The organism is Micromonospora sp. NPDC047465 (assembly GCF_040643125.1).
Lineage (GTDB): Bacteria > Actinomycetota > Actinomycetes > Mycobacteriales > Micromonosporaceae > Micromonospora.
In genome coordinates this window covers 25,262-50,512 of record NZ_JBEYTP010000045.1, presented here as the reverse complement: position 1 = coordinate 50,512, position 25,251 = coordinate 25,262, and the positions used below count along the sequence as shown (strand labels likewise).

The following is a 25,251-nucleotide window of genomic DNA, read 5'->3' as shown; positions in this document are numbered from 1 at the left end:
CAGGATGGGTGACCGGCGACGAGGTCTACGGCGCCGACCCCGGCCTACGCGATGACCTCGAGCTGCGCGGGATCGGCTACGTCCTGGCCGTCGGCCCAGGCATTCCCGCAGTCGACCGCCTCCGCTGTCACCGATGCCCTGTCGGCGGGCCGGCGGGCCGAGGCTGAGCAGGGGCCGGCGCGGTTCTCCTCACCGGGTGTTTCCGCTGAGGTGTCGGGCCGGTAGAAGCCATGTCAAAGCGGTCAGGAGCAGGCGCACACCGAACCGACACTCCACGAGATAACGGCGGCCGACCGGAACCGGTCAACCGCCGTTTAACACCAGCTATCTAGTGGCGTTTTGCCCTGAACACCTGTCGTGGTTGCCGGTCGAGAATTGCTCTGCAACAGCGGGGTGTCCTGGAACGCGACGCCACCAGGGCAGCCCTATTGCTCAAGACGGCCTTTAGCGCCGCAGAGGCCCGAAAGGTACAGGCGGTAGCGTCCGTACAACCCGTAAACTCTTTCGTTGTCCCAGAAAGACATGTAGCCTGACCTGATGGTAACGCCGGTGTCGATATCATAAAAGCGATAATAAACAGGGTTGGTCGTACACGTTGTGCCGGTGGGCCCTACGTAATAGTACAAGCTGTGGTCTGACGGATTGGCGTAGATGGCAACGGTTTGGCATTCATTTTCGAAGGGGTAATCAATCGTGCACGAAACCAGGGCCTGTGTTGATATATCCTGAGCGGCCGGGGGTGGGTCGGCGCTGGCAGGAGTAGCGCTGGCGGGGGCGGCAGGAGCCACCAGTGCCGTCGAGAGCGCCAATGCGGCGACGGCGCGACGGGCGAACGGCATTCTCATTTACTTTCCCTTCACCTCACCCGAGGGACTGTGGCATTCCTCGGCGAACAGGGAAAATCTATGTATGGATCTTGTAGCGCGTCAATGCATCAAGGTGAAGGTGGCCGCCTGCGGCCACCCCTTTATCGGCCTTAAGAGATCATTGCGTGTATCGAGGCTGGATGATACGCTGCTAACTTATCGCCCAGACTGGGTTAACTGTATTCGATTACGCACGGGGGTGCAGAGTGCGCCTGGCGGCAGACTACGCGCCGGATGAACTGTCAATTCGTTTACTGCGCGCCCTAATCCATGGAAAGAGCTATCGGGATATAGCCCTCATGGAGCATATGAGCGATAGGACTGTTCGTAGAATCATTCATGGTATGAAGCAGGAAGCGGGAGCGCCTTCGCTCGCGGCGTTAGGGTTTATCGCCGGATCAAAGGGATGGATTGGTTAATTTAAGTGGCGCAGTTGTGGCTGCAGAGTCATAGGGAGAGGCACTAACCTATTTACTAGCCTGGCCGAGGCGGCGGCGAACCATGTCGAGGACCTCGGTGATCTCCCGGATCCGTAACACCGCGGCCAGCCCGAGGTAGATCACGCCGATTGCCGCCCCGCCGATTACCAACTGGACGATCGCCTCCAGCCGGCTCGGCGTGTCGTCGCCGGGCAGGCGGCTAACTACGAGCATGCCGACCAGCGTGGCCCCGAGCGCGGCGATCGCCACCTTGGCCAGGGTGCGGGTGATTGTACCGAAACCGATCCGTCCGACCTTGGGACGCAGCAGCCAGGCCGAGACGATTGCGGCGGCCAGGTACGACACCGCATTGCCGATCATCATGCCGGCGGCGGCGAAGCTCGCCGAGAACGCCGCGAACAGCCAGACTTGCACGCCGATCCGCAGCACCACCACCGGGATGTTCACCAGCGCTGGAGTGCGGGTGTCCGGCAGCGCGTAGAAGGCGAACGTGAAGAGCTGGCTCACCGCGAACGGCACTAGCGCGATCGCGGCGACCAGGAGCACCAGCGAGGTGGCGGTGGCGTTCTCCTCGCTGAACGCGCCGTACCGGAACAGGGTTACCGCGAGCGGGTTGGCCAACACGGCGTAGCAGACGGCGATCGGGGCGAGCACGGCGCTGACCGTTCGGGTGCCCCGGGACAGGTCGGCGGCGAGGTCGGCGTACCGGCCGTCGGCGGCGGCGGCGCTCATCCGGGGCATCAGCGCCGTGATGATCGAAACGGCGATGATGCCGTGCGCCATCATCAGCAGCAGGAAGACGTTGTTGTAGATCAGCGGACCGGCCGCGTTCTCCTTACCGGCCCGGTTGAGCAGGTTGAACAGGACGATTAGGCCAATCTGGCTGACCGCCACGTAGCAGAACATCCACGCGCCGATCCGGCCCAGCTCGCGCAGGCCCAGCTTCCGGAAGTCGAAGCGGAACCTCCAGCGGAAGCCGACCTTGCGCAGCGCCGGCAGCAGGCCGGCGGCCTGGATGGCCACGCCGAGCAGGGTGCCGCCGCCGATCAGCAGAATTCGGCCAACGGTCATTTCCTTCGGCTCGAGAATCTCCGCTCCGAATATTACGATGTATGCCAGCGAGGTGCCGATCACCACGATGTTGTTGAGGATCGGTGCCCACATCGGGGCGGCGAAATGCCCCCGAGTGTTTAGCACCGCGCTGATCAGCGCACTAAGGCCGGTGAAGAAGATCATCGGTAGCATCAGGTACGACAGCCTGGTGACCAGCGCCTTGTAGGCGTCACTGGACTGGTCGCTGGAGTAGAGCCAGGTGAGCCACCGCGCACCGATCAGCGCCAGCAGCACGGCAACGGCAAGCGCGAGCACCGCCAGGGTGAGCAGCCGTTGCGCGTACGCCTGACCACCGTCGGCATCGGACTTTCGCCGCCGGACCAGCACCGGGATCAGGACACTGGTGAGGATGCCGCCAAGCAGGAACTCGTACACCATGCCGGGGAGGATCTGCGCGGTGGTGTACGCGTCACCGACCAGCGCGCCGCCTAGCGCGGCGGTCAACGCCAGGGTACGCAGGAAACCCGTACCCCGGCTGACCAGACTGCCAATCGCCATCACCGCGCTATTGGTCGCGGCGCTGGTTTCGGCAGCCTGTTCCTGCGGGGGGGCGATCGACTCTATGGCGGGCTGGTTTAACGGTTCGGCCGAGATGTAGGTTGCGCCGTCCGATCGGCGGTCGTCTCCCCACCCGGCGTTCGCGCTGCGGTAGAGCCCGCCGCTCATCGAGCCTCCCAAAGGATACGAGATGGCCGGGCCCGGGCCCGCATCAGGATGACCTTAGTCATTCCACCCTCAAGGGCCCATGGCGGACCCAATTCCCAGGGCCGACCGGCGCGGACCTGGATGGACGGTGGGCTACCAGCAGACCACGGTGGCGTCCGGCGGCACCCTCGGCTGATGCACGTCTTCTACGCCGTCGGCGGCTTCCTCACAACTACGGATGACGCCTGGTCGATGCCGGCCGTTTGCGTTCGGCAGCTGGTGTTTCCGGCTTACGTGTGGACGCCGACCTAGCGGAGCGGGTCATCGAGTCGGCGGCGTGGCCGGCGCTGGCGTACAAGCTCGACCAGTTGCAGCGCGCTGGGCACGATGTGTGGCTGCGGCAGGTGCCCTGCTTCGTCGACCGGGCCCGCACCCCCGCCGCGTACGCGTTCCGGGTGGTCGACGACTACGCCACGGACCAGAGCGCCGCCGCGGCGCGAGCCGACGCCCACGGCGGCGAGGACCGCCGCGCCGTCACCCTCGACGGTGAGTGGCGAGAGGCCGGCCGCGCCACCGAGGAAGGCACTCGCGACGGGCGCCCAGATGCCGACCAGACTTCGACCGGGTCGGGTGAACGTGATGTGCGGGGGGCTCGGCTCGCGGCCCAGGCGTTCCCCCAGTCGACCGAAGCCGCTGTCACCGAAGCCGCGACGGCGAGCCGGCCGACCGAGGCCACGCAGGCGCCGGCGCGGTACCCCTCGCCCGGTGCTACCGCTGAGGTGCCGGGCCGGTAGAAGCGCGGTGGAGCAAGTCGTCGAGCTAGGTCTTCGGGGACCAGATCGAGGGTTGGTTCCCTGCCTCACTGCGGCTCGCCGGTAGTGAACTGGACGGCAGTGAGGATGAGCAGAACAGTGCTGGCGAAGCCACCACCGCCGGTCAGTACGGCGGTGGGTGGGTTGAGGCCGCCAGCCCAAGCGAGCAGGCCAGCGGCGGTGCCGACGAGGCCGGCGGTTAGAGCGGCGATCGCGAGCCAGAGGCCGCGGACGGTCACGCTGGTCAACACAGAGCCTTTCGACGGTCGAGCTTGCTGGGCGGCCGTGAAGTCAGTTGAAGAAGCGAGCGGCCTGCTGCCGGATCTTGTCCAGGCGCTTCGAGACGGCGCTGTGGTTGCGGTACCCCATCAGGGCCGCGACCTCGGTCAGCTTGGTTACGCCGCTATTGAGCAGCACGACTACCGTGCGATCGCGCTCGTCGAGCAGCGCTAGAAAGTCGCCGCAGAGCATCTGACCCACGACCTCCGTCTCCGGCCCGTGCACCGGGATGGTGTCGGTCAGCTCAACGAACCGGACCTTGACCTTCGAGCGCTTGTTGTGCAGCTTCCGCTCGAAGTCCTCGCGGGCACCTGTCCACCGAGAGGAAAAGTCGTCTTCACAGCGATGCGAGCGCACAGCATCGAGAATGCCGCGCAGCCGGCCGTGAGCATCAGCAGCCTCGACCGTCTGGCGTACCACTTCCGCAGCCTCCTGCTCACCCTGCCAAATGGTCCCGCCTTTTCGCGGGTTCGCCGTCACGACCCCCTCCAGTAGAGAGCCGTCCTCTAACCGCACGGGCTGGGATGTGATCCCGTTGGGCACCTCTGGGAACCCACGGAGGACATCCTGGATCGCCGCGGTGACCGGCGGGATCCAGAAGTCAAGGTTTTGGGCGAGCACCCGGATCGGGTCGTTCTGGGTAAATCCGCTGATCGGAGACTGGTACTGCGGCATGAGGTGACGCCAAACGGTGCCGGCCCAGGCTCGCGACAGTCGCTCCTCGAAGTTGGTCGGGAGGTACGCGTCGGTATCAGCTAGCTGAGCCGAGAACGGCCAGATTCCGTGGCTCAGCAACGGAAGGCCATGCCGGGCAAGAGCGGCTCGTGGGAGCAGGTGGAACAGCGGAGCGTACTCGTAGTACCGCGAGCGGGTGCGCGGGACGAAGACGACGTTCAGGTCGCCACGGTCGGCCACCTTGTACAGGGGCGCCGGGAGGTCCTCCTCGCCGAAATACCGCCGGCGGAACTGCGCGGACTCCCACAGAAGGTTCCACTGAGTTACCGCGACACCGGGCCGTGGGTCTCCCGTCAAGCCGACGGAGAGCGGAACGGTCACGTACTCCGGCGGTGCCGGGTTCTGCGCCCGCATGACCGCGCGGTACATGAAGCCGGCCGAGATGTTTCCGATCCGTGGGTACATGTCCGGCTCCGCACGCTCGTCCGTCGGGTCGAGCAAGATGCCAAGTGGATCGTCGTGCTGGTCGAAGTCGTCGGTCATGGTCTCGTTCGTCGTTACGGTGCTGCTTGTCATGCCCCCCTCACGACAACCAGCCGTGATTCTGTTCCATGACGCCGCGTCGAAATTTTTACCTCTGCCTGTGCGGCCGGCGGCAGCCCATCAGTCGATGCGGCGGCGCCGGCGGACGGAGCCAGCGCCTCACTGAGCGGCATCCAGAGGTAGGCGCACTGGCGGACGTGGAGGAGGCATCTGCCTGCTGCATCGTGAGACCGTACGGTCAGCGGCCGACATCGCCCTACGCGGCGGCGGGACGCTCCCGCCGGGCAACCTGGGCTAGCGCGCGGACGACGTCGGCGGGCCGTACGGTGATCGGCTCGTCGCCGGCGGCGTCGAGCGTGGCGTAGTGCGCCTCCACGATCTCCCGCAGGATCGCCCCCGGCTTCACGCCCCGCGCCTCCGCGTCCTCCATCACCCGGCGAGCGATGTCGCTCGGGTACCGGGCGGACATGCTCACCTTCGTCGTCGGCGGGGTGTCGTCGACCACCGCGTCGGACCAGTCCTGGCTTTCCAGCGACTCCTGTGCCGCCCTGATGTCCTCTGCTCGGCTCATCGCCCGCCCCTTTCCATCAACTTGCGCAGCGGCTGCGCCTCGTCTTCATCGAGCCACCGCGCCCCGACCACCATGTACTCGTCGTCGGTCTCCTCGATGAGCGCCACCGCCAGCAGCCGCCCGTCCGGCACCGCGCCGACGACGTGCATCACCGCGCCGATGTGGCGCACGATCCGCGGCCGGGCCGCGGTGAGCACGTGCAGGGCCGCCTGCCAGCCGACGCCAGCGCGGTCGAGCGCCTCGTAGCTGGTGTACGAGAACCGGTACGGGTCTACCGACATGGGGAAAGTATACAAACGCATACGCCGTGCGGGGCGGCTTCCGACCGGGGCAGTCCCAGGTGGCCGGCCGACCGGGCACCGGGTGATCACGAAAATCTGCGTGCCCGTTCGCCTCTACCCGCTGACCGCACCAGGACCGCTACGGAACGTTGCGCAGTTCTGGTGCGGTCAGCGGGCACACGGTGTCCAAGATCGGCAACGAGACAACCCGCGCGGGAGCCGTCACTGTTGCACCTGGCGCTGCTGCTCGGCAGGCCGGAGAGGGGCCTCCTGTCCGTCATCGACCGTAGGAAGTTGGACGGCGGACGGGGAGCCCATACCGATCGGAGAATGACACATGCTTGGCCTCGATGACCAGCACGGGTGGGTCGCTGCCGTCCTGCTGGTCACCCTTCCCAATGTGCTGGTGTCGCTCGGCGTCGTCCTGGTGGCGGTCCTGGCACTGGCCGCCCGCCACCCGCGGACGCCCGCGCAGATCCCCGACGGTGGCGATGAGGTCTTGAAGCGAGCGGGAGAGCCGGTCCAGGGACGGCACGACCAGGGTGTCGCCGGGGTGCATGAAGTCCAGGCATGCGACGAGCTCGGGTCGGTCGGTGTCGCGGCCGGACTGCTTCTCGGCGAAGATGCGCCGGCAGCCGGCGGCGGTGAGCGCGTCGAGCTGGCGTTCGAGCTTCTGTCCGCCGGTGGAGACGCGGGCGTAGCCGATGCGGATGTTGGTGAGTACCGCCGGTTCGGCGGCGAGGAGTTCGGTGGGTTTCAGCGCACCCGTCATGACCGTGATTTCTCAGAAAACGGTCCTTGGGCTGTTGTTGAACGCGCTGGTTTTTGAAGGAGTTTTTGAAGGCAGATCAGGCGGTTTCGAGGCCGATCGGATGATCTTCAAGAAACGATGATTTGTTGACGATGTGAGACGAGGCGGCGGGTGGCGGCCGGCGGTCACCCAGGTCATCAGTCGGAGCATTTGATGCTCTTGGGTGATTTCTAGTTGCTGGTCGTGATGTCGCGGCTGATGCCGGACATAAGCACAGTAGGAGGTGCCATGGACGGCAGCGAAGACCGTTTCACCGAGTTGTACGAGCGTCACCACGGTGACGTGTGGCGGTATGTGGCTCGTCGGGTCGTCGAGTCTGACGTAGGTGATGTGGTTGCCGAGGTCTTCCTCGTCGCGTGGCGCCGCCTGCGTGATGTTCCTGCGGAGTCCGCCCTGCCATGGTTGTACGGGGTGGCGCGACTGGTGCTGGCCAACGAGGCCAGGGGCCGTCGACGGTGGCGGGAGTTGACGCTGCGCGTAGCGGCGGAGCCGAATCAGTCGGTGGTGATGGATCACGCGGACGAGGTGATCAGCCAGCGTGACGCCGCGGTCGCGTTTGATCAGGTCCCGGCGGCCGATCGGGAAGTCCTTCGGCTGGTCGCCTGGGAGCGCCTGACCGCCGCCGAGGCGGCGGTCGTTCTCGGGTGCTCGCGGGCGACGTTCGCGATGCGGCTGATGCGCGCCCGCCGCCGGCTTCGGGCGCAGCTGAATGTGGTCGGTGTCGAGGCGGGGCAGCCGCCGCGGACGGCGCCGTCGATGTCGAATTGGGGGCGATGAGATGAACGCTGTCGATGAAGTGCGTCAACTGTTGGGCGGCTTGGATCCCGCACGGGACAGCCGGCCCGACGACGAGGAGCGTCGCGCGCGCGACCTGGCGCGCATTCTCGCCTCCGACCGCACCGGCCGCCCGGCCAGACGGGCGGTGCCGCGACGTCGTCTCGTGCTGGCGGCCGGCGCAGTGGTCCTGGCGGTGGCTGCTGGTGGGGTAGCGCTCGAGACGGCCCGGGAGCCGCAGCCGGCGTACGCGGCCACCCCCGCGACCCTCACCTACGGTCCGCCGGCGAGTGCGGAAACGGCCCGAGCCCGGCTGCGGCGCCTGGCGGAGGTGGCGGCGGGGCAGCCGGCACCGCAGCGGCCGGCCGGCACGGTCGAGTACCTGGAGTCGGCGAACTGGTTCCTGAACTCCTCGATCACTGGCGGGCGAACGACGTCCGCTGTCGTACCGGAGCAGTGGCGCTCCTGGCGGACCGACGACGACGCCGGCCGGATGCTCAGGAAGGCACTGCCCCCGACGTTCCGCTCCGACGCGGAGCGCCGGGAGTGGAAGAGGCGCGGCGGCCGGACCGACTCGTCGGAGGAGACACGCGACTACGCGGCCGGCGAATTTCACAGCCGCTGGCGGGGCGAGGTTCCCACGGACGCCAACGCGCTCCGCGAGTGGCTCACCGCGGGCGCGTCCGCGCCGGAGGCCCCGGTGCAGTACCTGGAGGCTGTCGCCGAGCTCGCCGGCGTGCGGCTGCTGAACCCGGCGCAACGCGCGGCGGCACTCAGGCTTCTCGCCGACCTGCCGGGTATCACGGTGACCGGCACTGTCACCGACCGCGCCGGCCGGTCCGGGGAGGCGTTCTCGATCACCTCCGACGCTCACGGCCTACCCGCCCAGTACACCGTGATCGTCGACCCTGGGTCCGGCGTGTTGCTCGGCTACGAGGAGGTGTTGACCGAGAGGGCGGGCATGTTGAACGTAACAATCCCCGCAGTAATCACCTATCGGTCATATCTGGTCGCCGAGTACGCCGTGCGCCGCTGATGCGAGTTCGGTGGGTGGCGTCTCCCAGGACGCCACCCACCCACCCAACGATAGAGATGTCGGCTGGTCGCACCGTGATCGGCTCGTCGCTGGCGGCATCGAGCGTGGCGTAGTGCGCCTCCACGATCTTCCGCAGGATCACCCCGGGCTTCACGCCCCGCGCCTCCGCGTCGTCGATCACCCGCCAGGCGATGTCGCTCGGGTACCGGGCGGACATGCTCACCTTCGTCGTCGGCGGGGTGTCGACCACCCGCGTCGGACCAATCCTGGCTGTTCAACCGCGCCCACCGACTGACGACCCGGCAGGGGCTCGCGCCGGTGCGCGCAGGTCGGGACGTCACCGTGACTGAACGCGGGCAGCGACCACGGCACCCGGGAGCGCCAGGAGGTCATCCACGCCAGGGTCTCCGCTGAGCGGTGCCCTTGAGTGGCGCTGCCGGTGCAGGCGCCAGAGTGCCCGGCCCTCTACTCGCCTCCGAGGTGGGACGGAAGGTCTGCGGTGACCGGCGACTCATAGGTTCTGTGGTGAAGGACGGTGCGGAAGGACCATTCCGCCGAGGTGAAGCTGACGTCGAGATGGCGGCCAGGTTCTCTGCTTACCCACTTGCGCAGGCCGACGAGAACCGTCTTGACGGTGGAGGGAGAGACGGGAAGGAGCAGCACAAGTCTGGGCTGCTCGTCGGGTCCAGGGTGGTAGGGCGAATCTTTGGTTGTGATTGGCGCAGCGTCGACCTGCCGATGCAGTGCCAGGTACAGCATTAGCAGCTCATGCTGCCAGCGGGGATCGTCGTTGGGGAACCGGTCATTGGACGCCGCGAGAGTGAGTGTGGCCATCCCATCTCGATCTTCGTCGGGAATGTCGAAGAGTTGCTCCTGCTGAGGGCTGTCACCCTGTGAGCGCCGGCGCTTCCGAGGTTCGCGCAGTGCGGCCAGCGTTGTCATGCTCGCCGCGAAGTTGGCCATCGCGGCACCCTCACCGGCTGGAAAGGCGTCGTGCAGCAGATGGTCCGCCTGCCCGTGATAACCGAGGTCGGTCAGGTACTCGATCAACTCGATCGCCGCTGCTGTGCCGTCCTTCGGCGAAGAGGGGTGCACCATCCGGTTGCGCAGTTGGTAGATCCGACGCACCGCCTCGACATGGGCAGCAGGGGTCCGCTGGCGAAGCCGGCGGGCGCCGGGGGTGCCGAGAGAAGAACGCTGCAAGAGCTGCTCGAAGCGGTCCAGGTCGCCGTCGTGCTCAGTCACGGGACCCACCTCCCTGATGCGCTGTCTTCTCCTTCTTGCGCCACCGGTGCAGCACGCCCTCGATCGCTCGGACGGAGGTCTCGCCCAGCAGCTCGACCATCTCCTCCTGGCTGTAGCCGTCCAGGGTGAGTGCCACAACCGCGCGGGTCCGGGCGTCGGCTCTGGTGAGGTCGTCGCGGACCCGCTGATTTCCGACGGTGATGACCGCCGGGTCGTCGACGTTGCTCTCCACGGGCGTGATGAGCCTCGGGTCGCCACGGTCCTGCAGGTGCCACCGCCTGCGCTGTGCCCGGCGCGTACGCATCTGGTTGGGGAATTCGTACAGGCAGGCACCCATGAAGTAGGTGGCGAGGCTGGCGCCGCCCTCGAACCGCCAGCCGCCGCCCACGAGGGCGTTCTTGCGGAACCGGGGCAGTGCCAGTGCGACGGTCATGATGGCCAGCTCCTCCCGGGCGTCGGAGTCGCGGAACAGTTCCTCCAGCTCGGCCTCGCTGGGGTTGAGTGAGAACCCTCGCGTTGCGGTCAGGGTGAAGACGTAGCCGGAGTGCATCCAGCCGCGGAGCACTGCCATGCCGTAGGCGGCGAGCTCGTCCTCGAAGCGCCGGTACCGGGGGCCGGTGAAGTCCCCGGCGGCGAGGTCTGCCAGGAGGAGCCGGTCGGCCTCCCGGCGCTGCAAGTTCTCCTGCAACCGCCGGGTGTCGTCGGCGAAGAGCTTGTTCATGTTGGCGAGCACGTCCGGCAACGGAACGGGCTGCCCTAGGTTGAAATCGGCCCGGTCGGAAGGTTGTAGCGCAGCCGCGCGCGCCTCGCCCGCGGGCACCTCGCCCGCCGCGCCGCCGCCGCCAACCACCACATCGCCCTTTCGGTCGTCTCGCTTGTGCCGACCCCGGTGACGCATGGGGTCGGCTCCATCGCCGCCCGCGCCTGTGCACTCGCAGGCTCCCGCCCAGTCGCGACCGACGATGAAGACGACCCCTTGTAGGTGCGCCCGCGGGGGTCACCCCACGGACTTTCTCAAACTTTTTCTGTGAACCTTTTCCGCAGCTCACATGCCCTCAGAGCGTGGGGTGTCCCCCCGATGTGGACCTACAGCCGGGCGTCCTTCACCACCTGAATCGGAGGTTTCCGTGACACCGTCGCCCCCCGGTCCGCTGCTGACTGTCCGCGCCGCCGTCGTGCTGCTCCTCGCGCTCGTCGTCGGCGTGCTCGCCGGCAGCCTGTCGTACCTGACCGACCATTCTGTCCCATCGGCTGTGCTCTGGGGCGGCGGTGCTGCTGGGGGTGCGCTGATGCTGTTCCACACCATCGTCGGGCGGTGAATCCCTCAGCGGGCGTGGTCGTGGTCGGCGCCGCGGTGGGCGGTGACCGGGGCGGGCGAGATGGGCGCGGTGGCCGAGACGTTTGTCGACGCTGCGCGGGGTGCGGGGAGAAACGCCTTGGCGGCGACCGAGGCTGAGTCGACCGTTGCAGTGGGCACAGCTTGGCGCTCGGCTCGAAGGGGCGGCGTGAGCTTTTCCCAGACCAGGTTGGTCAGGCCAGTGCGGAACGCCTCATCGCCATGCAGCTCGGCAAGCCGCACCACGGCGTCGGGGTTGTCGACCTCACTGATCGCCGTGGTCATCGCGGAGGCGTACGCGGTGGCGAACGCGACCTGGTCGTGGGCGTGGATGGCCGCTTGGACGTCGTCGACGCGGAACGCCTGCTTGCTACAGGCATCCAGCAGCGCCCGGTCTTCCGGGGTGGTGGCGGCGACGATCTCGGCAGGTGTCAGTGGGTCGGCTGGCTGGTGCTGCTCGGCTGCGGCCGTGGGCGTCACGGTCGGCGCCGCTGACGGTGACGGTGGAGGCGGTGCGTCACGGACTGCCTGGTGAACGGCCTGCCCGGCAGCCGTGTAGAGGGCCCGGCGCCAGGCCGGATCGTCGCACTTGAGCATCACCGCGACGGCCATCTCCGTGTTGCCGGGGTCGGCCAGCGCGTGGCTGAGCGCGGTGTCGAACGTAGCGGCGAAGGTGGGCAGATCGGTAGTGCGGGCGGCCTGCTGGACGGCTCTGTCGCCGGCGACGATCTGTACCCGGCGGTCGAGCCAGCTCTGTTCGTCGGGGGTCAGGCCCTCGCGCAGGTCGGCCGGCATCCAGTCGGTGACGATGACCGGCACCGCGGGCGGTGCGGTCGGCGTGGGTGGTGGTGGGGCGGCCATCAGGTCGATGACGGCGTTGATGGCGCGTAGCCGGCGGCGGGTGTCCAGCAGTTCGGCGCGGCGGGGGAAGGGCTGGTCGAGTTGCTCGGTGGCTCGGTCGATCTCTTCTTGTTGCTGAGCGATGCGCGCCTGCACGGTGGCTCGGGCGCTGTCGAGGTCGGTGAGCTGGTTCTCCAGGCGGCGCACAAGGCCGGTCGGGTCACCCTCGACGGCGGCGGTGAGGCTGATGGTGGTGGAGGAGTCGGGGATCCCGTGGAATTTCAGCGCGACGAGCGTGCCGTCGCGGCCGGTCCAGAACACCGCGTCGACGCGGAAGCCGCCGAGCTCTGCCACGCCGTCGGCTTCGCGCTGGTCGGTGGAGGCGAGGCCCTGCGCATGGGCGGTCAGGGCGTGTTGCAGGGCCCGGCCGGCCTCGGCACGTTTGGTGAACCGGTGCCCGGCGACGGTGGCAGCGAACTTGTCGCCGCGGGTGTCCTGGCGGCGGATGATCGCGTCGTCGAGGACGTCGACGCGGCGGGTGTCCTTGACGATCCACGCCTTGAGGTCGCCGATCTGTCGGCGCAGCGCCGCCTGGGTGTTGTGGTGGGCGCGGTCGGCGCGGTCCAGGCGGGTGAGGTCCTGAGCGACCTGCTCGCGGTCCATCAGCAGCGGGTTGCCGGTGGCCATGGCCTTGATCTGGTGCGCCTGCAACGTCTCGTCGCTGACGTCCTCAATCTCGCGGGTAGAGGTGCCGCGCATGAGCTGGTCGATGAAGGTGCCCTTGCGGGCCACGGTCTGCCAGGAGAAGGCGTCGAAGCTGCCAGCGACGACGTAGCGGTAGATGCTGACCTCGGCGTTCTGGTTGCCCTGACGCAGGATGCGGCCCTCGCGCTGGGTCACGTCGGCGGGCCGCCACGGGCAGTCGAGGTGGTGCAGCGCGACCGCGCGGGCCTGGACGTTGGTGCCGACACCCATCTTGGCGGTGGAGCCGATGAGCACGGCGACGTCGCCGGATCGGCAGGCGTTGAACAGGCTGGCCTTCTTGGCATCGGTGTCGGCCTCGTGGATGTAGCGGATCTTCTCCCGGGGCATCCCCCGCTCGACGAGCAGGTCGCTGAGGGCGTCGTAGACGTTCCACTTCTCCGGGTTGGGTGTGGACTGGTCGCAGAACACGATCTGTAGGGCGCCCGGGGTGGGGTGCGGCACCGGCGTGGCGGCGTCGGGGTTGAGCAGGTAGACGGTGTCGCGGGTGTCGCGCCAGATCGCCGCGATCCGGTCGGCGGCGGCGTCGATCTTGCCGGGGCTGTTCTGCTCGCCGTCGATCAGGCGCATGTCCAGGGAGGCGGCGCGGGCCTCCCCGGAGACCTTGAGCATGTTGTCCTGCTCCGGCTCGACGCGGCGGTTGCGGATGTCGTCGACGCGCTCGTCGAGGCTGGAGATGAACTCTTCCAGCTCGGGTGACGGGTCGAGGGTCACGATGTGCGGGGCGCGTTCGCCGTCGTCCCGTTGGGTCAGCAGCGGCGTGGGCAGGGCCAGGTCCTCGGGCGTGCGGACGTCGCCGTAGGTGCGCATCATCAGCGACAGCTCGGGCACGTTGGTGTACTTGGCCAGCCGGGCGCGCATCTGGAAGCCCTGCCCGGTCGGCGACACCTCGATCGCGGTGACGACCTTGGCGAAGGTGGCCGCCCAGGTGTCGAAGTCGGTGGTGCCGGTGGCCGCCAGCAGGTCCGGGCGGAGTTGGCGGGTCACCACGTACAGCTCCCGCACGCTGTTGGCGATCGGGGTGGCGGTGGCGCCGCACACCACCCGCAGGCCCTGTTTGCGGCGCAGGTAGCTCAGCTTCATGCGGAAGTCGACCGCCCGGTCGGAGCCGTCGTGTCCGGCGTCGGGGATGGCGCTGGTGATGGTGTCGTTCTTCAGTTCGTGCAGCTCGTCGCGGTAGATGAAGTCGATGCCGGTCTGCTCGAACGTGACACCCGGGTCTCGGGCCTTGTCCAGCTTCTCCTTGATCCGTTCCTCTTTGCGCGCGAGGGTGTTCTGGAGCCGCTTGACGGTGCTGTTGCGCTTGGGGCTCTCGCCGTTGGCGATGGCCTGCTCACCGGCGCGGACGATCTTCTCGCGGAGTTCGGCCAGCTCTTCGTCGAGGAAGGCGCGCTGCTCGTCCGGGGACAGCGACAGCCGCTCGAAGAAGCTCGCGGCCATGATGATGGCGTCCCAGTCGCCGGTGGCGCAGCGGGCGACGAAGCGGCGGCGCCGCTGGGTGCTCATGTCGTCGCGGCCGGCGGCCAGCAGCCGGGCTCGGGGGTAGATCTGGAGGAACTCGCGGGTGAACTGCTCCAGCATGTGGTTGGGCACCACGATGGCCGGTTTGTTGACCAGGCCGAGGCGGCGCTGTTCCATCGCGGAGATGGCCATCACGGCGGTCTTGCCGGCGCCGACGGCGTGGAACAGGCCGACGGCAGGTTCGGCGACGATGCGGGCCACCGCCTCTACCTGGTGCGGGCGGGGCACGAAGCCCACCGCGATGCCCGGCAGTGACCGGGTCACTCCGACGTAGGAGCGCGGCACGGTGGCGTTGAACATCTCGTTGTAGGTGGTGGCGACCTCGGCGGCCCGGTCCGGGTCTTCCCACACCCAGGCGCCGAAGCGTTCCTCCAGCTCGATCGCCTTGGCCTGCGCCGCCGCGGTGGCCTCCACGTCGAGGGCCCGCTTGCCCTCTTCCACCTCCACGAAGACCCGGATCGGGGTCTTGGTCAGCAGCCGCTGCGCCAGGTCCGGCGCGGCCATACCCGCCGTGCCCCAGCTCGAGCGGGCCAGCACGCCGGCGCGCGAGCCGCGGACTCGCCAGTCGGATCCGCCGACGTGCTCCACCCGCAGCCCCGGGTCACGCAGCGTCTCCCGGAGGAACTGCTCGACGACGGCGGCGGGCAGGAACGGAGCGCCGAACGCCGCGTCGATCTCGCCCGGCCCGAGGTCGCGGGGCACGACACGGTGCAGCGCCCGCACGTTGGCCTCGAAACGCGGGTCTTCCTCGGCGGCGGCCTGGGCGGCGCGCAGCTTGACGCGCACGTTGCCCGACAGGTACTCCGGGGCCTCCACCAGCCGCCCCGTGTCGGGTTCGTCGTAGACCAGCTCGCCGAGCGCGGCGCGGGCCTCCGGCTCGCTGACACCCAGCAGCCGGGCCACCTCCGGCAGCCGCACCTCGCCGTGGGTGTCGACGCAGATCGCCAGGGCGTCCTGCGGGGTGTCGGCGCCGAGCTGCGGTGCGCGGGGCAGGATGACGCGCCGGGCGAAGATGTCGGCCTTGGTGGCGCGCTGGGTCGCTTCGTCGAAGTGTTCGAGGGCGAACACGGTGGCGGCGTGCGGGTCGGTCTGCCGGAACTTGCCCATTGGCGGGTTGATCCGGGCCATCTTCGGCTCGCCGGTTTCCGGGTCCGTGCGGCCGGTCGGACGCCGGGTGTACCGGTTGAGCGGCCCGTAGGCGGCCACGTAGGCGTCGTAGCGGTCGTTGAGCTGCGCGCGCAGCGCCGCTGGCGTGCCCTCGGCGGCCGGGCCTCCGTGCTCGTCACCGTCGTCGAGGGTGGCCGCCTCGGCGGACAGCAGGGCGGTCACGGTGTCACGCAGCCCGAGCAGCGCCCGCAGCTCGTCGGCCTGCGTGGCAGGCACCTGGTGGGGTACGACCTGACCATCAGCAACCGTGGTGAAGGTGCCGTCGTCCAGGGCCTCGATATGGCCCTCGGCGCGGTCGGTCGGTGCGAGCACCGCCAGCGGTTCGGCAGGCCGGTCGGCGTCGTCGCGGGGCGTCATGGCCAGCCCGTCGCGGCGGGCCTCGTCGACGACGTCGCGCAGTACCCGCGCCAGGTCCTCGGCCGTGTTGCCGCCCGCGCGCACGATCAGCTCGCCGTCGCGGTTCATGCCCCGCCCCAGCACCATCTCCCCGAGAACCCGCTCCGGCCGGTCGAGGAAGTAGCCGTTGACGTGCTCGGGCTGTTCGGCGTCCGTGTCGAGGTCCAGGGGGCGGGTCTGCTCCCAGGTCATCGGAGCAGGCTCACGGTCCGGCTCTCGGCGTCGCAGGATCAGCAGGTCGGTGATGGCCTGCGTTCCGGCGGTGGCCTGGTGTGCGCCCGAGGGCAGACGCACCGCGGCGACCAGGTCGGCCAGCGCGGCCATTTCCCGCCGGGCCGCCGGGTGCCGGGCGTCCATCGTGAAACGGGAGGTCAGCACCGCGACCAGCCCACCGGGCCGGGTTAAGTGCAGGCTTTTGATGATGAAGTGGTTGTGCAGCGAGTGCCGGCCCGGGTTGTGTCGCCGGTCGACCAGGGGCAGCCGCGCGAACGGCACGTTGCCCACCGCCAGGTCGAACGCGCCGGACGGTGCGCGGGTGTCGGCGAAGCTCTCGGTGCGGATCTCCGCGTGCGGGTACAGGGCGGCGGCGATACCGGCGGTCACCGGGTCCAGCTCCACGCCGACCATCCGCGCCTGCGGCGGGGCCAGACCGATGAAGTTGCCGGACCCGCAGCCCGGCTCCAGCACCGCGCCGCCGTCGAAGCCCAGCTCTCGCACCGCGTCCCAGATCGCCTGCACGTAGGCGACGTCGGTGTAGTGCGCGTTGAGGACGGTGCGTTCCGCCGCGGCGTACTCCGCCGGCGACAGCAGCTCCTGCAACTCGGCTCGCTGCTCGGCGAAGCGGGCGTAGTTGGGGTGGTTGGTGCGGGCCTCGAACACCCCCGCCACTGCGCCCCACCCGGACCAGCGGGCCAGCACGGTCTGCTCCTGGGTGGTCGCCGGCCGCCCGGCGGCCTGCACCTCCCGCAGGGTCCGCAGAGCGGCCAGGTTCGCGCGGAGCTTGGCCATCTCGCCGGCGGGCGCCAGGTCCTGCTGCCCGCGCGGCCGGAACGATTCCGTGTCATCAAACGCCGTGGCGGCGGGTGCCTGGTCGACGGCGGCGGCCGGCCTGGTGTCGCCGGGCCCGGCCGCGCCGCCGTCGTCGACCGGACCGGCTACCGGGTCGGCGTCACCGGGTCGTCGTTCTGGTCGTCCTCTTCCTCCGCGACCCGCTGCCACCACGGGTCGTTCGGTCCTCCACCAGCGGCGTCCACGTCGGGCTCGCCGGCGTCGTCGACGCGCTCGGCGTCTCGCTCGGCGTCTCGCTCGACGGGCCGTCCGTCGCCGGGTCGATCAGGATCAGCTCGGGCAGGATCTCCTCCTCCGCCATCTGCTGCGCCGAGTTCAGCCGGCCCAGCTTGCCGAGGTAGCCCTCGTTCGGCTGGTCCGGACCGGCCAGCTCCCGTGCCCGCTGCTCGATCGCCGTCGCTGCCTGCTCCCCCAAAGTCGAGAAGAAGCTGTTCGGGTCCTCGATGGTCGCGTACCGCTGGGGCAGGTACGTCTGCCAGTGCCTCTGGGCCTGAGCCCCGTACCGGTTCATCCCGCGTCTCCGTCTCTGCTCGCTGCTGCTCCGGTGCTGATGTGGGCTGCTGGTCACCAGGAGCGGACGGAGGGCCGTTCGTGGTGGCGGCGCCGCTGAGCATCACCGGTGCCGGCGCGTCAACGGCGGTGTCCGGGGTCGTGGTCGCAGGTGCTGGTGGCGTGGGCATGACTGGCACACCCAGCCGTTCAGCGGCGTACGAGGCCCACCGGTCGACGAGTTCGGCGGGCTGCCCGTCGAGCATGGCCCGGATGGAGTCAGCGGCGACCGCCCGCCCCGCCCGCGTGACGAAGCCCCGCACGGCCCGGGCAACCCGGCTGGTGACCGCAGCCTCTACCAGCGGGTGGGACTCCACCACGGCGCTGGCACCGGGGTAGGCGAACCCGAGCGGACCTGGCCTGCTCGGGTGCCGGGCCACGGCAGGGGCGAGCAGTTGGTAGGCCCGTTCGGCCTGCCGGTCGTGCTCGTTTTCGAGCACGACGGTGACGCCGGCCGCCGTGTCGGCGTACGCGGTGAGCGCGGCGACCTGCGATCCGGTCAGCGCGGGCCCGGCGGGCGCCACCACCAGCGGTGCGTCCTCACCCAGTTCGTCGGCGCGTTCGGCCAGAGCGATGGCCTCCAACGCGGTGCGGGCCACGACGGCCCGGCCGGCCCGTTCGGGCTGCTCTGCCAGCCCGATGAGGCAGTCAGCCGGCCGGTAGACCGCCGTGGTGGGGCTGTGCAGCGCCGGTGGCGCGTCGGTCGCCGCGCCGGGCGGGGCGTAGCCGACCCAGCCGACGACCGGTGCCCTGGCGGCACGGTGGTCGCGCACCCCGACCATCACCCGGTTGCGGAACCGGTCGACCAACTGCCCGCCGCGGCTGGTCGCGGCCAGGCCGCTGGCCACGATCTCGGCGTCGGTAAACCCGCGTCGCCGCAGCTCGTTGACGACCGTCGCCGGCCGGTCCGGGGCGTATCCCACCGTCCAGCGCCCGTCAGTTGGCACGCCCTGTGCGGTCAGCCACCGCGATGGCCCTGGCGCGTCGTCGAGCTGCTGGCGGTAGACCTCGGCGGCGACGGCCTGGGCAGCGAGCAGCCGCTGCCGGACAGACTGGTCCACGGGCGGCGCCGGGGCAGGGCCGGCTACGTGCGCTGCCAGGGACTGTGCCCGATGCGACAGGTCATCAGCCCGGTCGACCGACGCGACGATCCGCTCGACCGTCGTGTCACGAGGCGCAGCCATCACCGGTCCTGGCCCTCGCCACCACCATCGGGCAGCAGCCCCGCCGCACGCAGTGCCTCGAACACCCGCTGGTGATCGCCCAGCACCCGCACGATCGCGTCAATCTGGTCCTGCAACCCGGTCAACGCCGCGTCGACGTCCCGCTCTGGCGTGGCCTGGCTGTGCGGCTCGCTCACGATTCCCCCGCATGATCGTTTGAGCACATCAAGGTAGCCGGCCGGCGCATACGCCGCACCCCCGTTGCCGCGCCGCCGGTGGGCGCACCAGGGCAGCGCCCGCGCGTCGGTGCGGGTCAGTGCCCGCCGGTAGACCGGCGGTAGAACGACGCCTCCGGCGGAGCCTCTCTCGGAGATGCCCGGGGGCGACCGCCGGCGCCAGGTGGGTGAGTGGTCACCCAGGGGTGGGATCCCCTCGCGCCGGCCGCCCAGAGGGCTACCAGACCGGCTCCGGGACGGCCAGGCCAAGCCGCTTCGCGGTCGGCTACGCCGAGCCTGGCCGTCCCGGAGCCGGCCCGGTCGATCGGAGATCGGCCGACACGAGGAGATCCCACCCCACCCCCAGCACCGTGCGCGGGCAAGCCCGCAACCCCGCCCACCACGGCCTACGCCGCGTCGTGCCGGTCGAGTACGTACTTGACGCTGCTCTTGGCCCACTCGCCCTTACCGGACGGGGTCGGGACCTTCTCGGCGTTCAGCCGCGCGGCGATGGCGGCCAGCGACAGCCCCTCACCGCGCAGTTCCGCCGCCCGGGTGGCCGAGGGCGGCACCGGCGCCGGCGGCCGACCCAGCCGTACACCCCGGTCCCGGGCCGCCGCCATTCCCGCCGACACCTCGGGCCGGCGCATCTCCGATTCGCTGCTCATGCCCCACAGCGTACGGCAAAAAGGTACAGAAAAAGACCCCCTGGAGCAGCTTTTCCTGTACCTTTTCCTGTACGATAGAGAGGCAAGGAACGGTCCGGCCAGGTGAGGCAACACCCGGCCGGACCAGGAAGAACAGCCCTCTGCGAAAGGGAGTTCCATGACCCAGCGTACGACGATCCTCCGGGAGATCGACCACGACAACGAGTGCGTTGGCTGCGGCGCGCACTTCGCCAACCCGTGTTACCAGCTGTGCCCGTTCGAGACCGGCAAGTTCGGCCCGGCGGTCATCCTGCGGGCGGCCAACCGTCGAGTGCTCGACCACCCGGCCGGGGTCGGCTACGACATCGCCGGCGCCATCTTCGCCGCCGCCGTCGACCTGGCCGGCCGCGACCAGGCGCAGGCCCTCGCCGACGAGTCCCGGGAGGCGCTGGCCGACCACCTGGTCGGCCAGTGGGGGCCGAAGGCCCAGGCGATCCACAGCCAGGTGGTCTACCGCCACGGCCTCTTCGCTCACCCCGTCGAGATTGCGGCCTCGCTGTACGGCGCGGCCGACCAGGTCGACGGCAACGACCCCGACCCCAGCGACTGCTGACATCCGGCCGGGCCGGCCCACCGAGGGGCCGGCCCGGCTCCCACAAACCCAGTCAGCACATCGGAGGGATCGAGACCATGACCAGCACCATCCGCACCCGGCCCGCCCAGCTCGCACCGGTCCGCGTCGGCCGAGGCCGCGTCGTCCACCTCGGCAACCTGAGCAGCGTCACGGGCCCGGCCGGCGAGCCCCGCTACGTCCCCGGCTCGTGCGGGGCCGGCACCCGAGGCGACACCGTCACGGTCGGTGCCGCCGTCACCGCGCCGATTGACTGCCGCACCTGCACGCGCTCCAACCCGGTCCGCGTGGCCTGGATCAACGCCACGGTGATTGCGGCGACCAGCGAGCCGGTGACCCTGCCGCACACCGGACTGACCGTGCCGCACACCCAGCTCCGGGTCGACGGTCCCACCCAGCCCGGCCCCGGCCGCGCGGAGCAGTACCGGCTGTACCTCGGTGCCCGCTTCGTCGGCTGGATCACCACCCACCCGCACCGCAGTGCCACCTACCGGACGAACTCCCTCGGAGGCAGGGAACTCGACGAGTACGCCCAGCAGTGCCGGCTGTTCACCGGCGAGCCCCCCGCCGCCGTCGCGGACGTGCTGGCCGAGCTGGTCCGCGAGCACCTCACCGCGGCGGACGTCGCCGAGCGGCTGGCCGCCTCCCGCACCCCGGTCCGGCTCATGCAGCACATCCTCGACGGCGACAGCCAGCCCGCCGGGGCCCCACACCCGATCACCTACGCCAGCGCCAGCGCACCGCTGACCACCGACCCCGCCTGGCACCGCGCGGTAGCCCGCGCCCTGCACCGCGACTCCCCCGCCGGCCCCGGCCAGCACTGGCAGATCTGGACCCCCACCGGCTGGACCCGCCTGCCCGACGTCGTCGACGTCGACCAGGACCTCGGCTGACCATCCCCGCGCCCGGGCCGCCGCCGGCCCGGGCGCGGGGACGCCGCCCGACCAGCGACACGACGGGGAGACCACCATGACCACCAGCCACCGAGCCGACGCCCGCACCATTCTCGCCACCGCCACCCCGGCCACCCATCGCCCGCTGCTGGCCTGGGCCGTGGGGATCACCGCGTGCGGTCACGCCATCGATCCCCTGACCTACTGGCGTACCCGAGACGCCCGGCGACTCGCCCCGGAGGGCGCTGGGCAGACGCTGCCCGCTGGCCGGATGCTCCGGCTTGACCGGACACGGATCGAGATCACCGACGGAGACCTCTACCGGCCGCTGCGGTTGAACTGGACCGACCTGGGCGCCGTCCTTGACACCGGCCGGGTCACCGACGACCTGATCAGCCGCTGCGAGCAGGCCGTCATCGACTGGCGCGACCACCCAGGCGGATTCCGGGGCGCCGGCTGGACCGACGTCGTCGACGCCTGCTCCCGCGCCGGACAGGCCGTGTGGGCAGCGTGCCGGCCAGCCGACCCCGGCGAGCAGCTCGACCTGTTTTCCCTCGCCGGCATCGAGAGTTGAGGCCAGCACCAGACCGGTGAGCACCTGGACGCCACGATCCCCGGGCGCGGACCGGCCGGACCAGAGTCGGCCCCGCGCCCGGGCGGCCATCGGTATCTAGCCGGCCAAGTCTGATTCCGGCACCTCGAACCGGCACCACTTGGGCAGGTCCTTTGGGCGCCAGTGAGGTCGCGAAGGCGAGGAACTGCGAATTGCCGACCGACATGATCGGCACTTGGTTTGGGTGCCAGCCTGTTCGCCCTTGCCATCCTCGCAGCCGGCGACAATGGGCAGGGCTGGCCGAGCTCGACCAGCGCCAGCCGTAGCGGCGGGAGGTGACCATGAGCGGCCACGCGGAGGCGAGCGCAGAGAGCTGGGACGACGTCGAACTGTCGCCCGAGGTGCCGATCGTGCCAGCAAGCAATTGGCTCGAACTGCCCCAGAGCGGTTGGGGCGCCCTGGTCGGCTGGGTTGCCGGGTTGACCAGGCTAGTCCGCTGTCCCGACCGGCCGGACCAACACGTCACCACCATCACGACGAGCAGCCCGACCGGGACCCATTACCAGGTCCGGCCTCGGAGCGCGGCCGAACAGGCGGACCTCGACGCCGATATCGACGCCTACCTGCGAGACGCCGGAATCCCGGCCCGGCCGTCCGGATACCGCTGGTTCCTGCGCCTGCCCGCAGGCTACGGCGAGAATCGGTTCTGGAACGACGTGCACGAGTCGCTCAACCGCGAGCACGTAGCCGCTACGCACCCCGCTGATGTCGCCCGCTACGTCCGCAAGATCCTGCACAAGATCTACGGAACGACCGGCTGCTGACCGTTGAGGTCGTGCCTTCGGCCGAGGGGCCCGAAGAAAGGTGCCGATCTTGCAGGCTCGAAGTGGTTCCCAAAGAACCTAATGATCAGCCGGAATCGATCTGCCGAGCCGGCAGATGGTGCTGGAAGAAGTTGCCCGAGTGGTGCCCACTCAAGCTGCCGAACTCAGCCAAGTCCATGGTCACGCGCCTGTTACCCGCATGACGACCACGGTCGCATCGTCATGACGCTTGCCCCGCCAGCGCTGCGGATTCGGGTCGCTGTGCTCGCACTCTCGCACCGCACGGATGAGCGACTCGGGACCATCGGACTCGTGCAGTGCCATGACGGTCTGCCAACTCCATCCGTAGCGCTCTGTGAGACGGGAGATGCCGTCAGAGCAAAGAAGGACTCGGGTTGCAGCGTGTTGGGGCAGCGTGCCGACCAGGGCATGCTCAGCCGCAGCGGGCGACGACCCCAGCACCCAGAAGCCGCCCGGCTTGTTTCGGACGGTGGCGACATAGTCCGGTGAGTAGGTACGCACTTGGCCCTCGACGATCGGCGCATTAGGTAGGTGGTCAACCCGGTCGTCGATGACGGTCGTGTATTTGTCCTGCCCTTGGTCGATGACCACTGCGCAGTCTCCGACGACCAGCCAGTCGATCCGGTCTTCGCGGACCCGGACGATCGCCCCCGTTGCTCCCGGTGAGAGCGGGTCGCTGAGGTCGCAGGTTGAGCCGTGATCGGCCATGGTGGCCTCTACGGCAGACCGGACGATCGTGGTGAGTGGCTGCTCAGGCTGCTGGCTTAGGCAACTGCTGAGGTGGATGCCGAGTCGGGTGACGACCCAGGTGACCGGGTGGATGCAGCCGCCTGTCTCTCCGGGGTATCGGCCCGCGCCGTCCAAGACCAAGGCCCACCCGTCGCCGACGGCGAGGTGGTCTTCGTTGGTGCTGTTCGGCGCCGCTGTGGTGGCGGCGGTGTAGGTGATGTGCACGTGCCGCCTTAGTCGGGGATCTTGAACCGGTACGACATCTGGACCATATCGCCCGCGATGACGGCGAGCATGACTTCGAGGGGGCGGCCGGTGACGTCGTACGTGGTGCGGGTCAGGTCGACGACCGGAGTTCCCGCCGGCAGGCGCAGCGCAACGCTTTCTGGGCCGGTGGGCATGCGGACCGACCACTCCTCTGTGATCTCGTCCAGCTCGTAGCCCGCGTCCTCCAGCCGCGCGAAGCTGCCGCCAGGGCCGGTGTCTTCGTCCTGGATCTGCGTGCCCTTGACCACGCCTAGCTCGAAGTACGAGTCGGCGAGCTGATTGGGCCTGTCGTCAACGAGGGTGGTACGCCGCCTCACCCAGACCGGGGTGCCCGCCGGGATCTTGAAACGTTCGGCGACCGCCGCGGGTGCTGGCGTCTCAGCTAGTTCACGCAGCATTTGACCAGCGGTATGTCCTTGGGCTGTTGCCTCGGCAGTCAGGATCGCCTGCCCTGACCTCCAACGGCTCTTGGCGTACCTGTCGATGCCGTGCCGACGGGCAGACGGCCGCTCCCGGACGAAGGTGCCCTTGCCCTGAACCGTGATGACCAGCCCTTGCTGCTTCAGCAGGTCGATCGCCTTGCGTGCCACAGCAAGGCTGACGAGGTTGTCTGCCGCCAGCTCGTCAAGCGTGGGCAATCGGTCTCCCGGGCGGTGGACGCCCGTCTCGATCTTCAGCCGAATGTCGTCAGCGACGCGGACTTGTAGCGGTCGAGCGTCTGTGGGGCCCGTACTCATAGACACAGACTAGACCGTCTGAAGGTCTGCATACAGAAAAGCTTGACCTGTGACCGATGGGCGACTTACCGTTGTCCGCACGTTGATAGGTCTGCATACAGACCTCGGACCTTTCTTTGGGCCACTGCGGTGACCAAAGAAAAGGCCCCGGCGGGATTGGGCCCCGCCGAGGCTGCGGCATCACACCCAAGGAGGCTCAGATGCCAGCAATGAGGGTACGTGCTGCCCGGAGCAATCCGGAGCAGACCCTACCTCGATCGATGGCCGGTGACGTGTCTGTGCTGGTGGCACGGGCGCAGGCCGGTGACGTGGAGGCGTTCGGTCTGGTCTACGACCGGTACGTCGACCAGGTGTTTCGGTCGATCTACCGGCGGGTCTCGGACCGGCAGGTCGCCGAGGACCTGACCTCGGAGACGTTCCTTCGGGCGCTGCGTAACCTGGCCAGCTTTCGGCGGCCGGGCGGCGACTTCGGCGCCTGGGTGGCCACGATCGCCCGGAACCTGGTGACCAACTACCAGGCGTCGCACCAGCGACGCGAGCGGCCGGTGGCGGAGCTGCGCGACGCGGCTTCGGTCGACCAGGCCCCGAACCCGGAGGCCGCCGCGATGGCGAGCCTGACCCGGGAGACGGTCCTCGCGGGGATTGAGCAGCTCAACCCGGACCAGCGGCGGTGCATCGTCCTGCGCTACCTGCGGGAGATGTCGATCGAGGAAACTGCCCAGGCGCTGGGCAAGACCCCGGCGGCGGTCAAGGCGATGCAGCACAAGGCGCTGCGGGCGCTGCGCGGGTTGCTGCCGGCGACGGCGGTGATGCCGGCATGACCACGATGACGCCGCTGAAC

Annotated in this window: 25 protein-coding genes; 9 read left to right on the top strand and 16 right to left on the bottom strand. The window is 69.3% G+C overall.

The genetic code is table 11. The features are described from left to right. Positions 1–425: 425 nt before the first annotated feature. Together ABZ793_RS29105 and murJ are read right to left on the bottom strand one after the other, a co-directional pair. A complete protein-coding gene (locus ABZ793_RS29105) occupies positions 426–845 on the bottom strand; it encodes a hypothetical protein (RefSeq protein WP_357462704.1) in 420 nt (139 codons plus the stop codon). A 488-nt stretch (positions 846–1,333) separates the two neighbouring features. Further along, positions 1,334–3,085 (bottom strand): murein biosynthesis integral membrane protein MurJ, encoded by a 1,752-nt coding sequence (gene murJ / locus ABZ793_RS29100; protein ID WP_357462701.1) that lies wholly within the window; start codon positions 3,083–3,085, stop codon positions 1,334–1,336. A gap of 275 nt (positions 3,086–3,360) precedes the next feature. Here murJ and ABZ793_RS29095 point away from each other — a divergent pair, with 275 nt between their 5' ends. Next, complete coding sequence (locus ABZ793_RS29095; RefSeq protein ID WP_357462698.1) at positions 3,361–3,858, top strand: hypothetical protein; 498 nt, start codon at positions 3,361–3,363, stop codon at positions 3,856–3,858. A gap of 65 nt (positions 3,859–3,923) precedes the next feature. Here ABZ793_RS29095 and ABZ793_RS29090 read toward each other — a convergent pair whose 3' ends face one another. The 5 genes from ABZ793_RS29090 to ABZ793_RS29070 all read right to left on the bottom strand — a co-directional run bounded on the left by ABZ793_RS29090 (position 3,924) and on the right by ABZ793_RS29070 (position 6,997). After that, positions 3,924–4,124, bottom strand: a complete 201-nt coding sequence (locus tag ABZ793_RS29090; RefSeq protein ID WP_357462695.1) for a hypothetical protein — start codon at positions 4,122–4,124, stop codon at positions 3,924–3,926. A 43-nt stretch (positions 4,125–4,167) separates the two neighbouring features. Beyond that, positions 4,168–5,373: a sigma-70 family RNA polymerase sigma factor gene (locus tag ABZ793_RS29085; RefSeq protein ID WP_357462692.1), complete on the bottom strand. Its 1,206-nt coding sequence runs from the start codon at positions 5,371–5,373 to the stop codon at positions 4,168–4,170. 256 nt (positions 5,374–5,629) lie between these two features. Continuing rightward, entirely contained in the window at positions 5,630–5,944 is a 315-nt protein-coding gene (locus tag ABZ793_RS29080; protein ID WP_357462689.1) for a hypothetical protein, read from the bottom strand. Then, positions 5,941–6,225, bottom strand: coding sequence for a hypothetical protein (locus tag ABZ793_RS29075; RefSeq protein WP_357462686.1), 285 nt, complete (start codon positions 6,223–6,225; stop codon positions 5,941–5,943). The genes ABZ793_RS29080 and ABZ793_RS29075 overlap by 4 nt, the downstream gene beginning before the upstream one ends. Before the next feature lie 277 nt (positions 6,226–6,502). After that, complete coding sequence (locus tag ABZ793_RS29070; RefSeq protein ID WP_357462683.1) at positions 6,503–6,997, bottom strand: recombinase family protein; 495 nt, start codon at positions 6,995–6,997, stop codon at positions 6,503–6,505. 267 nt (positions 6,998–7,264) lie between these two features. On the opposite strand from ABZ793_RS29070, the gene ABZ793_RS29065 reads away from it, so the two are divergent. Next, the gene (locus ABZ793_RS29065; protein WP_357462680.1) at positions 7,265–7,813 is read left to right on the top strand and encodes a sigma-70 family RNA polymerase sigma factor; all 549 of its coding nucleotides are present in this window, start codon (positions 7,265–7,267) and stop codon (positions 7,811–7,813) included. Position 7,814: 1 nt separating this feature from the next. Then, positions 7,815–8,846: a CU044_5270 family protein gene (locus ABZ793_RS29060; protein WP_357462677.1), complete on the top strand. Its 1,032-nt coding sequence runs from the start codon at positions 7,815–7,817 to the stop codon at positions 8,844–8,846. On the opposite strand, the gene ABZ793_RS29055 is transcribed toward ABZ793_RS29060, so the two are convergent. From ABZ793_RS29055 to ABZ793_RS29045, 3 genes are all read right to left on the bottom strand, one after another. Beyond that, the gene (locus ABZ793_RS29055) at positions 8,800–9,096 is read right to left on the bottom strand and encodes a hypothetical protein (protein ID WP_357462674.1); all 297 of its coding nucleotides are present in this window, start codon (positions 9,094–9,096) and stop codon (positions 8,800–8,802) included. The two genes, ABZ793_RS29060 and ABZ793_RS29055, sit on opposite strands and share 47 nt — an antisense overlap. A 215-nt stretch (positions 9,097–9,311) precedes the next feature. Continuing rightward, complete coding sequence (locus ABZ793_RS29050) at positions 9,312–10,091, bottom strand: hypothetical protein (protein ID WP_357462671.1); 780 nt, start codon at positions 10,089–10,091, stop codon at positions 9,312–9,314. Then, complete coding sequence (locus ABZ793_RS29045; protein ID WP_357462668.1) at positions 10,084–10,824, bottom strand: hypothetical protein; 741 nt, start codon at positions 10,822–10,824, stop codon at positions 10,084–10,086. Before ABZ793_RS29045 ends, ABZ793_RS29050 begins: the two co-directional genes overlap by 8 nt. 394 nt (positions 10,825–11,218) lie before the next feature. On the opposite strand from ABZ793_RS29045, the gene ABZ793_RS29040 reads away from it, so the two are divergent. Next, on the top strand, positions 11,219–11,410 hold the full coding sequence (locus tag ABZ793_RS29040) for a hypothetical protein (protein ID WP_357462665.1): 192 nt from the start codon (positions 11,219–11,221) through the stop codon (positions 11,408–11,410). A 5-nt stretch (positions 11,411–11,415) separates the two neighbouring features. Here the strand turns inward: ABZ793_RS29040 and ABZ793_RS29035 are convergent, their stop codons facing one another. The 4 genes from ABZ793_RS29035 to ABZ793_RS29020 form a co-directional block, all read right to left on the bottom strand. Then, on the bottom strand, positions 11,416–17,331 hold the full coding sequence (locus tag ABZ793_RS29035) for a helicase-related protein (RefSeq protein ID WP_357462662.1): 5,916 nt from the start codon (positions 17,329–17,331) through the stop codon (positions 11,416–11,418). After that, positions 17,268–18,914, bottom strand: coding sequence for a hypothetical protein (locus ABZ793_RS29030; protein WP_357462659.1), 1,647 nt, complete (start codon positions 18,912–18,914; stop codon positions 17,268–17,270). Before ABZ793_RS29030 ends, ABZ793_RS29035 begins: the two co-directional genes overlap by 64 nt. Further along, the gene (locus ABZ793_RS29025; protein WP_357462656.1) at positions 18,914–19,090 is read right to left on the bottom strand and encodes a hypothetical protein; all 177 of its coding nucleotides are present in this window, start codon (positions 19,088–19,090) and stop codon (positions 18,914–18,916) included. The genes ABZ793_RS29030 and ABZ793_RS29025 overlap by 1 nt, the downstream gene beginning before the upstream one ends. A gap of 425 nt (positions 19,091–19,515) precedes the next feature. Then, positions 19,516–19,776, bottom strand: a complete 261-nt coding sequence (locus tag ABZ793_RS29020) for a recombinase family protein (RefSeq protein ID WP_357462653.1) — start codon at positions 19,774–19,776, stop codon at positions 19,516–19,518. Positions 19,777–19,933: 157 nt separating this feature from the next. Here ABZ793_RS29020 and ABZ793_RS29015 point away from each other — a divergent pair, with 157 nt between their 5' ends. The 4 genes from ABZ793_RS29015 to ABZ793_RS29000 all read left to right on the top strand — a co-directional run bounded on the left by ABZ793_RS29015 (position 19,934) and on the right by ABZ793_RS29000 (position 22,656). After that, positions 19,934–20,368, top strand: a complete 435-nt coding sequence (locus ABZ793_RS29015) for a hypothetical protein (RefSeq protein ID WP_357462650.1) — start codon at positions 19,934–19,936, stop codon at positions 20,366–20,368. A gap of 77 nt (positions 20,369–20,445) precedes the next feature. Beyond that, the gene (locus ABZ793_RS29010) at positions 20,446–21,279 is read left to right on the top strand and encodes a hypothetical protein (RefSeq protein WP_357462647.1); all 834 of its coding nucleotides are present in this window, start codon (positions 20,446–20,448) and stop codon (positions 21,277–21,279) included. Positions 21,280–21,355: 76 nt separating this feature from the next. Further along, positions 21,356–21,853, top strand: a complete 498-nt coding sequence (locus tag ABZ793_RS29005) for a hypothetical protein (protein WP_357462644.1) — start codon at positions 21,356–21,358, stop codon at positions 21,851–21,853. Positions 21,854–22,173: 320 nt separating this feature from the next. Next, positions 22,174–22,656, top strand: coding sequence for a DUF5956 family protein (locus tag ABZ793_RS29000; RefSeq protein ID WP_357462641.1), 483 nt, complete (start codon positions 22,174–22,176; stop codon positions 22,654–22,656). Between the two features lie 180 nt (positions 22,657–22,836). Here ABZ793_RS29000 and ABZ793_RS28995 read toward each other — a convergent pair whose 3' ends face one another. Next, positions 22,837–23,631: a protein phosphatase 2C domain-containing protein gene (locus ABZ793_RS28995; RefSeq protein ID WP_357462638.1), complete on the bottom strand. Its 795-nt coding sequence runs from the start codon at positions 23,629–23,631 to the stop codon at positions 22,837–22,839. 8 nt (positions 23,632–23,639) lie between these two features. Next, on the bottom strand, positions 23,640–24,410 hold the full coding sequence (locus ABZ793_RS28990) for a GntR family transcriptional regulator (protein ID WP_357462635.1): 771 nt from the start codon (positions 24,408–24,410) through the stop codon (positions 23,640–23,642). 260 nt (positions 24,411–24,670) lie between these two features. On the opposite strand from ABZ793_RS28990, the gene ABZ793_RS28985 reads away from it, so the two are divergent. Further along, a complete protein-coding gene (locus ABZ793_RS28985; RefSeq protein ID WP_357462632.1) occupies positions 24,671–25,231 on the top strand; it encodes a sigma-70 family RNA polymerase sigma factor in 561 nt (186 codons plus the stop codon). Positions 25,232–25,251 lie beyond the last annotated feature (20 nt).

Excerpts from the sequence above, each read along its gene's own strand:
- ABZ793_RS29070 (WP_357462683.1), bottom strand. The coding sequence starts at position 6,997 with ATGACGGGTGCGCTGAAACCCACCGAACTCCTCGCCGCCGAACCGGCG.
- ABZ793_RS29105 (WP_357462704.1), bottom strand. The coding sequence starts at position 845 with ATGAGAATGCCGTTCGCCCGTCGCGCCGTCGCCGCATTGGCGCTCTCG.
- ABZ793_RS29060 (WP_357462677.1), top strand. The coding sequence starts at position 7,815 with ATGAACGCTGTCGATGAAGTGCGTCAACTGTTGGGCGGCTTGGATCCC.
- ABZ793_RS29020 (WP_357462653.1), bottom strand. The coding sequence starts at position 19,776 with ATGAGCAGCGAATCGGAGATGCGCCGGCCCGAGGTGTCGGCGGGAATG.
- ABZ793_RS29000 (WP_357462641.1), top strand. The coding sequence starts at position 22,174 with ATGAGCGGCCACGCGGAGGCGAGCGCAGAGAGCTGGGACGACGTCGAA.
- ABZ793_RS29030 (WP_357462659.1), bottom strand. The coding sequence starts at position 18,914 with ATGGCTGCGCCTCGTGACACGACGGTCGAGCGGATCGTCGCGTCGGTC.
- ABZ793_RS28990 (WP_357462635.1), bottom strand. The coding sequence starts at position 24,410 with ATGAGTACGGGCCCCACAGACGCTCGACCGCTACAAGTCCGCGTCGCT.
- ABZ793_RS29085 (WP_357462692.1), bottom strand. The coding sequence starts at position 5,373 with ATGACCGACGACTTCGACCAGCACGACGATCCACTTGGCATCTTGCTC.
- ABZ793_RS28985 (WP_357462632.1), top strand. The coding sequence starts at position 24,671 with ATGGCCGGTGACGTGTCTGTGCTGGTGGCACGGGCGCAGGCCGGTGAC.
- ABZ793_RS29010 (WP_357462647.1), top strand. The coding sequence starts at position 20,446 with ATGACCAGCACCATCCGCACCCGGCCCGCCCAGCTCGCACCGGTCCGC.
- ABZ793_RS29015 (WP_357462650.1), top strand. The coding sequence starts at position 19,934 with ATGACCCAGCGTACGACGATCCTCCGGGAGATCGACCACGACAACGAG.
- ABZ793_RS29005 (WP_357462644.1), top strand. The coding sequence starts at position 21,356 with ATGACCACCAGCCACCGAGCCGACGCCCGCACCATTCTCGCCACCGCC.
- murJ (WP_357462701.1), bottom strand. The coding sequence starts at position 3,085 with ATGAGCGGCGGGCTCTACCGCAGCGCGAACGCCGGGTGGGGAGACGAC.
- ABZ793_RS29065 (WP_357462680.1), top strand. The coding sequence starts at position 7,265 with ATGGACGGCAGCGAAGACCGTTTCACCGAGTTGTACGAGCGTCACCAC.
- ABZ793_RS29075 (WP_357462686.1), bottom strand. The coding sequence starts at position 6,225 with ATGTCGGTAGACCCGTACCGGTTCTCGTACACCAGCTACGAGGCGCTC.
- ABZ793_RS29080 (WP_357462689.1), bottom strand. The coding sequence starts at position 5,944 with ATGAGCCGAGCAGAGGACATCAGGGCGGCACAGGAGTCGCTGGAAAGC.